Source organism: Alphaproteobacteria bacterium HT1-32, from assembly GCA_009649675.1.
Taxonomy (GTDB): domain Bacteria; phylum Pseudomonadota; class Alphaproteobacteria; order Rhodospirillales; family HT1-32; genus HT1-32.
Genome location: WJPL01000003.1, coordinates 18,675 through 31,592 on the forward strand (window position 1 = coordinate 18,675; position 12,918 = coordinate 31,592).

Below are 12,918 nucleotides of genomic sequence, written 5' to 3' on the forward strand. Positions count from 1 at the left end.
ATGTCTCTCGCAAAAGCTATCTTCTCACCGGAAACGGTGGGTCTGATCGGGGCGTCCGCAGACCCGGCAAAGAACACCGCCCGCCCGCAGCGTTATATGCGGATGCACGGCTTTCAGGGACAGATCGTTCCGGTCAACCCGAACCGGGATGAAGTGCTGGGAGAGCGCGCTTATCCCAGTCTGGCCGCTTATGGTGCACCTGTTGACCATGCCTTCATTATGGTGCCGGCCCGGTTTGTCCCGTCAGCACTTGAAGACTGCGCGGCAGCCGGTGTTAAGGTCGCTACGATTTATTCTGACGGCTTTGCCGAGGCAGGAGCCGAAGGTCAGGCGCTTCAGGACAAGATCGTCGCCATGGGGCGTGATCTCGGTATCCGGATCATTGGTCCGAATTCAATGGGTATGATCGCAACTGACATTGCTGCCCTGATGACTGTCAACGCGGTCCTTGAGGCGGGTGAACTGGTGCGTGGCCGACTGGGACTGGTGTCGCAGAGCGGAACCATTCTGGGGACGATGATTTCCCGGGGAACCCCCCGTGGTATCGGTTTCTCCAAACTGGTCTCGGTTGGAAACGAATGTGACCTGGGTGTTGGTGAACTGACAGGGTTTCTGGCGGAAGATCCGTCAACTGATGCAATTCTGCTGTTTCTGGAAACACTCAGGGATGCTGACAAACTCGCTGCGGCAGCGCGCCGTGCCTATGATCTCGGCAAGCCAGTGCTGGTCTATAAACTTGGCCGGTCATCTGCCGGACAGCAGGTTGCGCTGTCCCACACCGGGGCGATTGCCGGAACAGATAAGGCCATTGATGCCTTCTTCCGTCATAACGGCATGATCCGGGTTGATAATCTGGAGACATTATTTGAAGCACCGTCGCTGTTTATCGGGCGGCGTCCGCCGACTGTCCGCAAAGCAGCTGTCATGACGACAACCGGCGGTGGAGCAGCAACCGTTGTCGACCGGCTGGGGACGCTGGGTGTTGATCTGGCTGTTCCACCGATGGCTCTGCGGGAACGTATGGCCGGTTATGGAATACGGGTTTCTGATTCACCGCTGATCGATGTGACAATGGCTGGTGCAAATGCTGAGGTTTACGGTGCCGGCCTGGAAGAGCTGATCAGGTCAGACAATTGCGGTATCGCCGTGGGTGTTGTCGGCTCAAGCGGCCAGTTCAAACCGGATATTGCCGTGAAACCAATTGTTGCACAGTCAAAGGCAGACAAACCAATCGCCGCCTTCATCGCACCGCAGGCCGATCGCTCACTCAGTCTGCTCAATGAGGCCGGTGTTGCGGGTTTCCGAACGCCGGAATCCTGTGCCGATGCAGTACGTGCTTTTCTTTCGTGGTGCCCGCCGACAGAAACTGAAACCAGTGATTTTCCGGACATCAGTGATATCAGCCTCCCGGAATCCGGCCCCCTGACCGAGATTGAGGGAAGGGACCTGTTTGAACGTATGGGTATTCCGATGGTTGCCGCGGAACTTGTTCAGCCGGGAGCGTCACCACAGGTTAAGGACTATCCCGTTGCTGCAAAAATTGTCTCGCGTCAGATCGGCCATAAAAGTGATGTTGGCGGGGTTCAACTGGGCCTGAATAATGCGGCCGACCTTACGACCGCGATCAGCGACATGTTTAAAACAGTCGGTGCTGCCGAACCGGAAGCCGTCCTTGACGGTGTACTGGTTTCTCCGATGCGCAAGGGGCTGGCTGAGGCAATTCTCGGTTTCCGGCGTGATCCGCAGGTCGGCCCGATTGTTGTGCTCGGTGCCGGCGGCGTGATGGCGGAGATTTATCGTGACGTGTCGATTCGTCTGGCACCGGTTACAGTCGATGAGGCGCTGAGCATGATCGACGAAGTCCGGGGGCTGGCAGTTGTCCGGGGATTCCGGGGCAAAAAAGGGGATGCTGCGGCGCTGGCAGCGGCTGTCAGTGCTTTTTCAAAACTGGCGATGAAAAAAGCACCGATTCTCGATGAGGCAGAAATAAACCCCCTCCTTATACTGGATGAGGGAGAAGGAGTGCTTGGCCTCGATGCGTTTGCAGTGCGGTAAATGGCTATTTGTTGAGCAAACTTCACACAAAGCTTCAAATAAGTTCCATCAGGCGAAACTTAGGAGACGAAATCTGCCTTAACTGTCGGAAATACCAACTGTAATCGTTGACAGCGTTATGCGCGGTTCGTACCGTCATTTTGCCCCAGTAACCAAAAAAATGAAAAGGGAGGATTGTGGGCACTCTGTTAGATATCAAGAATCTGCAGACGCATTTCTTTACGTCTGCAGGTACCGTGAAAGCCGTTGATGGTGTGTCATACACTGTTGACGAAGGTGAAACTGTTGCTGTTGTCGGTGAGTCCGGCAGTGGCAAGTCCGTCACCGCTTTGTCAATTCTGCAACTCGTCGCCAAGCCGCCGGGAGAAATCGTCGGCGGAGAGATATTCTTTGAGGGCAGGGACCTTCTGAAGCTCAGCGACGCCGAGGTACGCGATATTCGTGGCCAGGAAATCTCCATGATTTTCCAGGAACCGATGACATCGCTGAATCCTGTTTTGTCGATCGGACAGCAGCTTACAGAAACGATGCTGGCCCATCTCGACATAACCGAGGAAGAAGCCAACTCGCGTGCTGTCGCCTATCTCGACAAGGTCGGCATTTCAGAGCCTGAACGGCGCCTGAAACAATATCCTCATCATCTGTCAGGTGGCATGCGTCAGCGTGTCATGATTGCGATGGCTCTCAGTTGCGAGCCAAAGCTGATCATCGCTGATGAGCCGACAACCGCGCTCGACGTGACAATTCAGGCCCAGATTCTGGAACTGATGAAAAACCTCACGCGGGAACTGGGCGTCGCCCAGATCATCATCACTCACAACCTTGGTGTTGTGGCCCGTTATGCGGATCGTGTGAACGTCATGTATGCGGGAAAGGTGATTGAGTCAGGGACAGCCGAGGATATTTATCACAAGCCCCAGCATCCCTATACGCTGGCGCTGCTGAAATCGGTGCCGAGACTGGATCTCGTCCGGGCCGCAAAGCTTGACCCGGTCGACGGACAGCCACCTGATCTGAGCAAACTCGACGGCGGCTGTTCATTCCGTCCGCGGTGCCGGTTTGCCACGGAGGAATGTGGCAAATCCTATCCGGCCCTTGAAAAAGTCAGTGATAGTCAGACGGTTGCCTGTTTCAACAAGGGCAATCTGGTTCCGACCATGAAGGAGGCGTCATGAGCCCCGACGGATCCACGCCTTCAAGTCCCGTTCGCCGGGACGTATCCGGCAATGATGTGCTGGTTGAAGTGAATGAACTCAAGATGTACTTCCCGATTACGGAAGGCATCCTGATTCCCCGCGTTGTTGCCCAGGTCAAAGCGGTCAACAATGTCAGCTTCAAGATTTTACGCGGCGAGACACTTGGTCTCGTCGGAGAATCCGGTTGCGGCAAGACGACGACCGGTCGTTGTATCCTGCAGCTTGAAAAACCGACTGCCGGACAGATCATGTTCGACGGTGTTGATCTGGCAACGCTGGATGCGAAGGCGATGCGACCTTATCGCCAGCGTATTCAGGTTGTTTTTCAGGACCCCTACAGTTCCCTGAATCCACGCATGAAGGTTGGCGATATTATTGCTGAGCCGATGCGGGTACATGGCATCATGTCAGATGCCAATGAAATCAAGGAACGGATTTCCGAGTTGCTGTCGACCTGCGGTCTGAACCCGAACTTTGCGGATCGTTATCCGCATGAAATGAGCGGGGGACAACGCCAGCGTGTTGGTATTGCACGGGCACTGGCACTGAATCCTGAATTCATCATCTGTGACGAGGCGGTCTCGGCTCTGGATGTGTCAATTCAGGCTCAGGTGATCAACCTGCTCGAAGACCTCCGGGACAAGTTCAACCTGACCTATCTGTTCATCTCGCATGACCTCAGCGTTATCCGGCATCTTTGTGACCGGGTTGCGGTGATGTATCTCGGGAATCTGGTCGAACTGGCCCCCTGTGACGAACTGTTCGACAACCCCATGCATCCGTATACGCGGGCATTGCTGAATGCGGTCCCGATTCCGGATCCGACGATCGAGAAATCACGGCCATTCAATCCGGTGGCCGGCGAAATTCCGAGTCCAATCAACCCGCCAAGTGGTTGTGTATTCCATCCGCGCTGTCCCCTCGCTGTCGACAGTTGCAGTAAAGAAATTCCTCCCTTGCGGGAGGTTGTTCCAGGCCATTGGGTGGCCTGCACAGAAGTCTGACACCCTTGGTGTCATTCATGCCGTTCCGGGAGGCGGTCAATAGGACGATATCAGTTCTCCGAAGAGTATCTGAAGCTGATGTCGAAACATTAAAGAAGTAAGGGAGAGACCAAATGAATAGCGTCCTTCTACGCAAGGTTGTTGGTATTGGCATCGGCGCTATCGCCGCTGTCGGTCTGGCAGCTACAGCTTCGGCGCAGACGCCGAAGAAAGGTGGGATTCTTGAATTTGTGGTGCCAGGTGGGATTCCATCCTTTGATGCGCATCGCGAAACGACCTATGCAATGGTGCATCCGACACGTCCGTTTTACAGCCTGTTGATTCGTGTCGATCCGGACAATCCTTCATCACCGGACTTTGTCTGTGACCTGTGTGTTGGCGATGTTCCGGAAGCCAGTGGTGACGGTACCGAGTATGTCTTCAAACTCGTTCAGGGTGTGAAGTTTCACGACGGCACGCCCCTGACCTCTGCGGACGTCAAAGCGTCTTTCGACAAGATTATCTTCCCGCCGGAAGGGACGCCAAGCGCACGTAAGTCACAGTTCAGTCAGGTTGAGTCGATTACGACTCCTGATGAGAACACCATTGTTTTCAAACTGAAATATCCGTCAGGTGCGTTCCTGCCGGCACTCGCGGCCCCCTTCAACTACATCTATTCAAAGAAGGACCTCGATACGCACGGCTATGACTGGCACACCAAAAACATCAACGGTACCGGTGCCTTCAAGTTTGTGGAATATCAGGCTGGTGCATTCGTCCGCGGCGAGCGTTATGCGGACTATCACCACAAAGGCAAACCGTACCTCGATGGTTTCCGTTCAACCATTTCCGCAAAGCTTGCGGTCAGTGTTGCGGCCATCCGTGGTGACCGTGCAGCCATCGAATTCCGCGGCTTCCCGCCGAAGCATCGTGATGACCTGGTAAAGGCACTGGGCGACAAGATCACGGTTCAGGAAAGCGACTGGAACTGTGTGCTGCTGGCAACGCCGAACCAGAAGGTAAAGCCGTTTGATGACCCCCGGGTCCGTCAGGCTCTGACCCTTGCTGTCGACCGTTGGGGCGGCTCCAAATATCTGTCCCGGATTGCTATCGTGAAGACGGTTGGCGGGGTTGCTTTCCCGAACCATCCGCTTTCCGCAACCCAGGAAGAACTGGAGCAGATGCGTGGTTACTGGACGGACCTCGACAAGAGCCGTGCAGAAGCCAAACGCCTGCTGGCAGATGCCGGTCAGTCAAACCTGTCTTTCGTCCTCAACAACCGTGGTGTCGATCAGCCGTACAAGATCGTTGGTACCTGGCTGCTTGATCAGTGGAAGAAAGTCGGCATGAACGTTACCCAGCGGGTACAGCCGACGGCACCGTTCTATGACACCCTGCGCAAGAAAAAAGACTTCGACGTTTCCGTCGAGTTCAACTGCCAGTCTGTCGTGAACCCGCTTGCTGACACCACGAAGTTCCGTGGCGCCTCAAGTGACAACTACGGTCAGTATGAAGATGCCGTGCTGGAAGACCTGTTCGCCAAGATGAACCGGTCCAGCGACAAGGCTGAACAGCGCAAGATCATGCGTGAGTACGAGCGTCGTGCGATCGACGAAATGGCCCATATCGGTGTCACCCTCTGGTGGTACAAGATCAACCCGCACCGTTCCTATGTGAAGGGCTGGAAGATCTCGCCGAGTCACTACCTGAACCAGCACCTCGATAACGTGTGGCTGGATAAATAACGCCGGAAAATAACCTGCTGCCCGTGGTCACAGGCCACGGGCAGCGTCTTCCGACGGACGAGGGAAAATGTACAAGTATATTGTAAAGCGGCTGCTTCTGATGATCCCGACGCTTCTCGGCGCGGCGATCTTTGTCTTCCTGCTGCTGCGTGCAGTGCCAGGTGATGTCTGTGAAACCCGGTTTGCGGGGACGGGGGCATTTGTTGATCAGGAGCAGATCAATATTTGTCGCGCTGATCTCGGGATTGATCAGCCACTGGTTATTCAATTTTTTGATTTTGTCGCCGGCTACGCGACATTCGATCTGGGCGATTCGTTCTGGACCGGGCGACCGGTTGTCGACGAAATCGCACTGCGTTTCGAACTGTCTCTACAGATTGCAGTCATGGCGACCCTTGTTGCCATTGTGATTGCCATACCGCTCGGCACAATCTCTGCCATCCGGCAGAACACCTGGATCGACCTGGTGGTGCGCTTGTTCAGCATCGCCGGCATCGCCATCCCATCCTTCTGGTTGGGTATCATGATCATCCTTGGCCTTCTGATCTTTTCTCAGGAGGTATTCGGGGATCCATGGATGCCACCGATCCGGTTCAAGTCTTTCTTTGAAGATCCCATGCACAATCTCAGCCAGCTGATCTGGCCGGCGGTAGCGACGGGCTACAGATATTCAGCCGTCGCCACGCGTATGACCCGGTCAGCTTTGCTCGAAGTTCTGCGGGAGGATTATGTCCGGACGGCCCGGGCAAAGGGATTGATCGAGAAGGTTATTATCCGCCGCCACGCACTGAAAAATGCGATGCTGCCGGTCGTGACCATTATCGCGATCGAATTTGCATTCCTGATGGGCGGACTGGTTGTGACCGAACAGGTCTTCAATCTGAACGGCCTTGGAAAACTCTTTGTCGATTCAGTCCTGCAGCTTGATTTCAATATGACACAGCAACTTGTGATGCTGGTCGTGCTGATCTTCCTGATGACGAATCTGGTCGTCGACATTCTGTATGCGTGGCTCGATCCGCGCATCCGTTACAGTTAAGGGGAGCCGTATAATGGTTGCCGTAAGTGAAGTACCGGCGAGCGCAAAGCTCGCCGGCGACGCCCGGAAAAAGTCGATTTTCTCATCGACAATCAAGATTTTCCGCAAACAGCCGATTGGTATGCTTGGGGGGATCATTGTCGTCCTGATGGTCTTCATGGGATTGTTTGCCGATATCCTGGCCCCGCATGACCCGACGGAAATTTTCTATCAGTACGATTTCCCGGCACCGTCGAGTGCGGAATTCTGGCTCGGGACAGACATGTTTGGCCGGGATCTGCTGTCCCGGATTATCTACGGCGCACGGACCGCGCTGTTCGTTGGCTTCACCGCCGCGTTCATCGGTGCATTCTCCGGTCTGATCCTGGGCGTCATGAGCGCCTATTTCGGCGGTATTTTCGACCTTCTGCTCCAGCGTGTAATGGATGTCTTCATGGCATTCCCGCTCATCATTCTGGCTCTGGCGGTTGTGTCGATTCTGGGTTCGGGTACACATAATGTGATTATCGCCATCACGATCCCGTTCATCCCTCAATGTGCCCGTGTCGTGCGCTCCAGTGCACTGGCACTCAGGGAAATCCCCTATGTCGATGCGGCAAGGGCCTGCGGGTTCAGTCATACGCGGATTATTGTCCGTCATATGGCTCCGAACGTGATGGCACCGTTCCTCATCATGCTGACCTCCTTTCTGGGGCAGGCAATCCTGCTGGAAGCATCGCTGTCCTATCTGGGGCTTGGTGTGCAGGAGCCGACACCGGCCTGGGGCCTGATGTTGCAGGGTGGCGCTGAAGAATTTGCGGAAAGCGCGCCCTGGGTTGCAATCTGGCCTGGCGTTGCGATCAGTCTCGCTGTCTTTGGCTTCAACCTGTTTGGTGATGCCTTGCGTGACACACTGGACCCGCGGTTGCGCTCTCAGTAAGCAAGCCGGATCAACAAAACAACGGCCGTCTCCTTTGGAGGCGGCCGTTTTGCGTTTCAGAACAAGTCTTTGGGTTGCACCCGACCGGTTATTACAGGCAGACTGCTGCAACTTAACCAACAGCAGGAAAATATGCATGGTTGATCTTGCAAGCCTGCCGGATGCGGAACGTATTCATCTCGAGAAAATTCCTTGTCCGGATCACGAGCCGACACCACTGGTGTCAGGCCCGCCCTTAAACGAACGACGCGTCGCCCTGATTACAACAGCGGCTCTTGTCCGCCGTGAAGACCCGCCCTTTACAGCAAAAGGGGAATATCGCGTTCTTCCGTCATCGACACCGTCCGGCGACATGGTCATGAGCCACTCCTCGGTCAATTTTGACCGGACCGGTTTTCAGCAGGATCTGAATACCGTTCACCCTGTTGACCGGCTGAACGAACTTGCCGAAGACGGGACGATTGGCTCCGTCGCCGACTTTCATTACTCCTTCATGGGCTCAACACCGGTCGACAAGGTTTTTACCGCTGCTCAGGGCATTGTTGATGCGCTGAAAGGTGACAAGGTCAACGCCGTCTGCCTCGCCCCTGTGTGACCAGCCTGTACTCGCGCCGTGAGCGTGATTGCACATGTGCTGGAAGCCGCCGGTATTGCGACGACAAGTATAAGCCTTATCCGCCCGCATTCTGAGAAGATGAATACGCCACGGGCACTCTGGACAACATTTGAACTGGGCCGGCCTTTCGGTTTGCCCAATGATCCTGACTTCCAGCGGGAGGTTCTGCTTGAATCTCTTCGATTGCTGGAGCGTGTTGACGGTCCGGTGCTCGTCGATTTCCCGAAAGATGCTCCCGTTGTCGAAGAAAATGATGAGGAAGCAGGGGACTGGGCCTGTCCGGTATCGTTTGAAGTGCCGGTAATTGACGACCGCAGCGAACTTGTGAAAGCCGTTGAAGTCGAAATCAGGAGTCTCGATCCCTGGTACCGGATGTCCCTTGATAACCGGGGACGCACCACCTTTGGTTTGTCGGGTCTCGAAATTGCAGACTGTATTGCTGTTCTGACAAGCCTAATCGAAACCGGCACTGCGCCAGTGGCAGGGCGGGGGCGAAACGGGGCTGAAACGCTGCGGTTTGCAATTGAAGATATCAAGACATGGTATCAGGAAGCTGCGACAGCCAAGCCCGGCTCTCCGGCTGCGAGAACCCTGATGAACTGGTTCTGGCGAGAGACTGCGGTAGCGCAGTTGATGGAGCAGGTTCGTCTGAAAACGGCAGAAAGCGATGATGCCGCAGTCAGGATGGCAGGTGAACGCCAGCTGGTACCGACGGCAGTTTCACACGCATAGAACGCTCTGCTGATTATCCTGCTCCCCCGGCCCACCAACAGATAGCCGGGGGAGCAGGAGATCATGAATGTGTGCCGTCATACAGCCGGTAAAGAGCGGCATGGTCGAGATCGCCGTCACCAAGATCCATCAGTTTGAGGTAAAGGTCCCGGACAAGTTCTGTGACGGGCAAGTCCCGGCCACAGGATTCAGCAAACTCCAGGGCCTGCCGAAGATCCTTTTCCTGTACTGTGCAGCGACCGCCGGGAACGAAATCACCTTCAGCCATGCGTTTTCCGTGGACGTCAAGAATCCGGCTTTCGGCAAACCCGCCACGAATCGCATCACGAACCCGACCGGGGTCAACCCCGGCTGCTTTCGCAAATCCCATGGCCTCGGATACAGCACCGATCGTCAGCCCGACAATAATCTGGTTTGCCGCCTTGGCGATCTGTCCGGCACCACTGTCGCCCACAAGGGTGATATGTGCTCCCATGGCCTGAAGAACGGGCAGGGCGGAAGCAAAACCATCAGCATCACCACCGGCCATGATGGTTAGCGATCCGGCCTCTGCGCCTTGCTGTCCGCCGGAAACCGGGGCATCCAGCACAATAACACCGTTTGCCGCACCGGATGTGGCAAATCGCCGCGCCGCAGTGACAGTGGTCGTCCCCATATCAATGAGTATTTTACCGCTACTCAGACCGGACAAGGCGCCATCCGGCCCTTCAATAACAGCTTCTGCCGCCGGCGTGTTGGTCACACAGACAATGACGATGTCTGCTGCTTCGGCAACAGCCCGGGGAGAACCGGGGGCTGTCATGCCTTCGGCTGTCAGTTCTTCGACGGCAGCCTGACTGCGATTATGGATGAAAAGCTCTGCTCCTGCCTTGTGCAGGTTACGGGCCATTCCCTTGCCCATCAGCCCGAGACCGATGAAGCCGACCTTGCGTCCCGCCAGGGAAGTATTCTCAGTCATGTGATGAGGCTATCGCATATTTGGCGCTGACGCCTTTTTCAATCGCAGCTGCGGTCAGCCTTTCGACATCAAGCTCGTGGCGCATCATTTCAAGCAGCCGGAGTTCCGACTGATCCACCTTGCGATCTGCTGCGGCAACTTCACAGGACAAGGCATAGGCCGTTTCACGCAAATTCTGGGGCAGGGCTGCCTTGATCAGACCAATCGCCGCATCCAGTCCGTCCTCCTGATCAAGCAGGGACAGGCAATCCTCTGCAACACGCGGCAAACGGGCCTTGTCAAAGTCTTTGAAGACCGGAAGGTACTGCACGACATGACCGATAAGGTTGAATTCAGACGCTCTGATTTTCTCATCTGCAGCCGATGTGATGACCATCGCGTAAATGAGCGCGCCTTGTACGTCGAGCATAGATTATCTCCTTGAATTATTTCACCCAACTCTAGTTTTAGCGAAAGCCTGATGCAAATCATCCGAATGCATGAAAGATAATCAAAAGGGGTGTGACGGTGATTACTTCTGAATCTGTAGTCTTTTTGCTATAGTGGCAAAATCGGGGAAGAGTGAAGAAGATGAATGTCTATTCCGGCTACGAGGCTTAGTCCGTCGATCGACAGCGATAACGCGACTTTTCTGCGCACCGTTCTGGATGCGGCAGATGTTGGTACCGTTATCTTTGACAGTAGCGGTACCATACTGCTCTGGAGCGCAGGACTTGAGCGGCTGACCGGTCGTTCGTCGTCGGCCATGCAGGGCAAACCACTTGCTGCAATACTCAGTGGCAAGGATTCTCCTCTGGTACAGGCGCTGAATGGCATTTTGTCTGATGGTCAGTCCAGGACGCTGCCGTCATCCGCCTTACGCCCCCTGCTTACCAGCGACGGGGTGTCCACACTCCATGGTTTGCTGCGATTAACGGAAGATACCGGGATGGGGCAGGCCTGCATGTTGCAGGTTGTCGATCTGGATGATGCACATCCTTCTGACGGAGACTGGGTGAGCACCATGATGGATGCTGTTCCTGATGGTGTCTGTCTGCTGGATGGTGAAGGACACTGGCTGTTTGCCAACCGGCGCTTTCGTGAATTGTTCAACCTGAGTGAAGAACAGTTATCCGGCCGCGGGATTGAGGAGATCATCAGATCATCCACATCAAACCGAAGTCTGCTCAGTGCCGCCTTTACCTACACGCGGTCTGTCTGGGCTGTGGGCAAGCAGTTTTCCCGCGAAGAGACACTGACACTCGACGCAGAAAATGAGCGTCTTTACCAGTTTGTGCAGATACCGCTGTTTCGCCGGCAGGGCGGCAGGAAAGGGCTGGTGACGATTATCCGGGATCTCACCGATTCCAGGGATACAGCCGCTCGTATAGACTTTCTTGCGCATCATGATGGCCTTACAAGGCTGCCAAACCGTGTTCTGTTCAGAGACCGGCTGAAAAGTGCCATTGCCCTTGCCCGGCGTACCGGAGATCAGATTGGTTTGCTGACGGTTGATCTGGCCAAATTTCGTGAGATCAATGAGACGCTCGGGCATCATGTCGGTGATGAACTGTTGCGCCAGGTTGGTGACAGGCTTTGTGAACGGGTTCGTGAATCCGACACTGTTGCGCGACTGAGTGCGGATGAATTCGGCGTTATTCTGACACAACTAAAGGCCGCTGACGGGGCCGCAACCGCGGCTGAAGGGCTGCTGAACACGATCGAACAGCCCTATATCATTGATGGTCAGGAAATCGTCCTGTCGAGTTGCATTGGCATGTCGATGTTTCCCGAAGATTCTTCCGATCCGGACGAACTTCTGAAACATGCAGATCTGGCGCTTTCCCGCGCAAAATCGGAAGGACCAAACCGGTTCAGCTTCTTTGTTGCTGGCATGAATGAGGAAGTCCAGGTCCGGAAAATGCTGGAAAATGACCTGCGCCGGGCGCTCGCTGACCGCCAGCTGGAGCTTTACTACCAGCCGCAGATCGATCTGAAATCAGGCCGGATCTGCGGGGTTGAATCACTGCTGCGCTGGCGCCACCCGCAACGCGGCATTCTGGCGCCGGGCCTGTTTATTCCGATTGCTGAAAGCAGCGGACTGATTATGCCGATTGGCGACTGGGTGCTGGATGAAGCTGCGATTCAGGCGAAGGCATGGGCCAGTGCGGGCATCTTTGACGGTACGATGGCCGTGAATCTGTCGCCTGCGCAGTTCAATAACAAAGATGTCATGCCGATCATTCTCGGGTCACTGGAGAGGTCGGGTGTCGATCCACGGATGATGCAGATTGAAATCGTTGAAAGCATGGCGATGACTGATATCGAAGCTACGATATCGGTTCTCGAAAAGCTGCGGGAGGTCGGCCTGACCATCTCTATTGATGATTTCGGAACGGGCTATTCCTCATTGAATTATCTGAAGAAAATGCCTGTCGACAAAATGAAGATTGACCGCTCATTCGTTGTCGATATTGGTGTTCATCAGGGTAATGAATCCATCATCAATGCCATTGTCGACCTTGGACACAGCCTCGACATGAAGGTGAATGTCGAAGGTGTCGAGACCGAGAGCCAGCTTGAATTTCTGCGTGCCGCGGGTGTCGATGAAGTGCAGGGATATCTTGTCGGACGGCCCATGCCGTCAGCAGAGATGACCGAACTACTGGCCGTTAACAAACGACGGTCAGACTGAC

Annotated in this window: 11 protein-coding genes; 9 read left to right on the forward strand and 2 right to left on the reverse strand. The window is 55.0% G+C overall.

Annotation, left to right across the window (positions count from 1 at the left end; translation table 11 throughout):
* The 8 genes from GH722_15475 (at position 1) to GH722_15510 (ending at position 9,285) form a co-directional block, all read left to right on the forward strand.
* The gene (locus tag GH722_15475; protein MRG73168.1) at positions 1 to 2,055 is read left to right on the forward strand and encodes a CoA-binding protein; all 2,055 of its coding nucleotides are present in this window, start codon (positions 1 to 3) and stop codon (positions 2,053 to 2,055) included.
* A 176-nt stretch (positions 2,056 to 2,231) separates the two neighbouring features.
* Complete coding sequence (locus tag GH722_15480; GenBank protein ID MRG73169.1) at positions 2,232 to 3,230, forward strand: ATP-binding cassette domain-containing protein; 999 nt, start codon at positions 2,232 to 2,234, stop codon at positions 3,228 to 3,230.
* Positions 3,227 to 4,255, forward strand: coding sequence for an ATP-binding cassette domain-containing protein (locus GH722_15485; GenBank protein ID MRG73170.1), 1,029 nt, complete (start codon positions 3,227 to 3,229; stop codon positions 4,253 to 4,255). Before GH722_15480 ends, GH722_15485 begins: the two co-directional genes overlap by 4 nt.
* 113 nt (positions 4,256 to 4,368) lie before the next feature.
* On the forward strand, positions 4,369 to 5,979 hold the full coding sequence (locus GH722_15490) for an ABC transporter substrate-binding protein (GenBank protein MRG73171.1): 1,611 nt from the start codon (positions 4,369 to 4,371) through the stop codon (positions 5,977 to 5,979).
* A 67-nt stretch (positions 5,980 to 6,046) separates the two neighbouring features.
* Complete coding sequence (locus GH722_15495; protein ID MRG73172.1) at positions 6,047 to 7,018, forward strand: ABC transporter permease subunit; 972 nt, start codon at positions 6,047 to 6,049, stop codon at positions 7,016 to 7,018.
* Positions 7,019 to 7,031: 13 nt separating this feature from the next.
* A complete protein-coding gene (locus GH722_15500) occupies positions 7,032 to 7,937 on the forward strand; it encodes an ABC transporter permease subunit (protein MRG73173.1) in 906 nt (301 codons plus the stop codon).
* Between the two features lie 136 nt (positions 7,938 to 8,073).
* Complete coding sequence (locus GH722_15505; GenBank protein MRG73174.1) at positions 8,074 to 8,532, forward strand: selenoprotein B glycine/betaine/sarcosine/D-proline reductase; 459 nt, start codon at positions 8,074 to 8,076, stop codon at positions 8,530 to 8,532.
* An 18-nt stretch (positions 8,533 to 8,550) separates the two neighbouring features.
* The gene (locus tag GH722_15510; GenBank protein ID MRG73175.1) at positions 8,551 to 9,285 is read left to right on the forward strand and encodes a hypothetical protein; all 735 of its coding nucleotides are present in this window, start codon (positions 8,551 to 8,553) and stop codon (positions 9,283 to 9,285) included.
* A 61-nt stretch (positions 9,286 to 9,346) separates the two neighbouring features.
* Here GH722_15510 and GH722_15515 read toward each other — a convergent pair whose 3' ends face one another.
* Complete coding sequence (locus GH722_15515; GenBank protein ID MRG73176.1) at positions 9,347 to 10,243, reverse strand: NAD-binding protein; 897 nt, start codon at positions 10,241 to 10,243, stop codon at positions 9,347 to 9,349.
* Positions 10,236 to 10,652, reverse strand: coding sequence for a hypothetical protein (locus GH722_15520; protein ID MRG73177.1), 417 nt, complete (start codon positions 10,650 to 10,652; stop codon positions 10,236 to 10,238). Before GH722_15520 ends, GH722_15515 begins: the two co-directional genes overlap by 8 nt.
* Before the next feature lie 165 nt (positions 10,653 to 10,817).
* Between GH722_15520 and GH722_15525 the strand changes: the two genes are divergently transcribed.
* Positions 10,818 to 12,917: an EAL domain-containing protein gene (locus GH722_15525; protein MRG73178.1), complete on the forward strand. Its 2,100-nt coding sequence runs from the start codon at positions 10,818 to 10,820 to the stop codon at positions 12,915 to 12,917.
* Position 12,918: the final 1 nt, after the last annotated feature.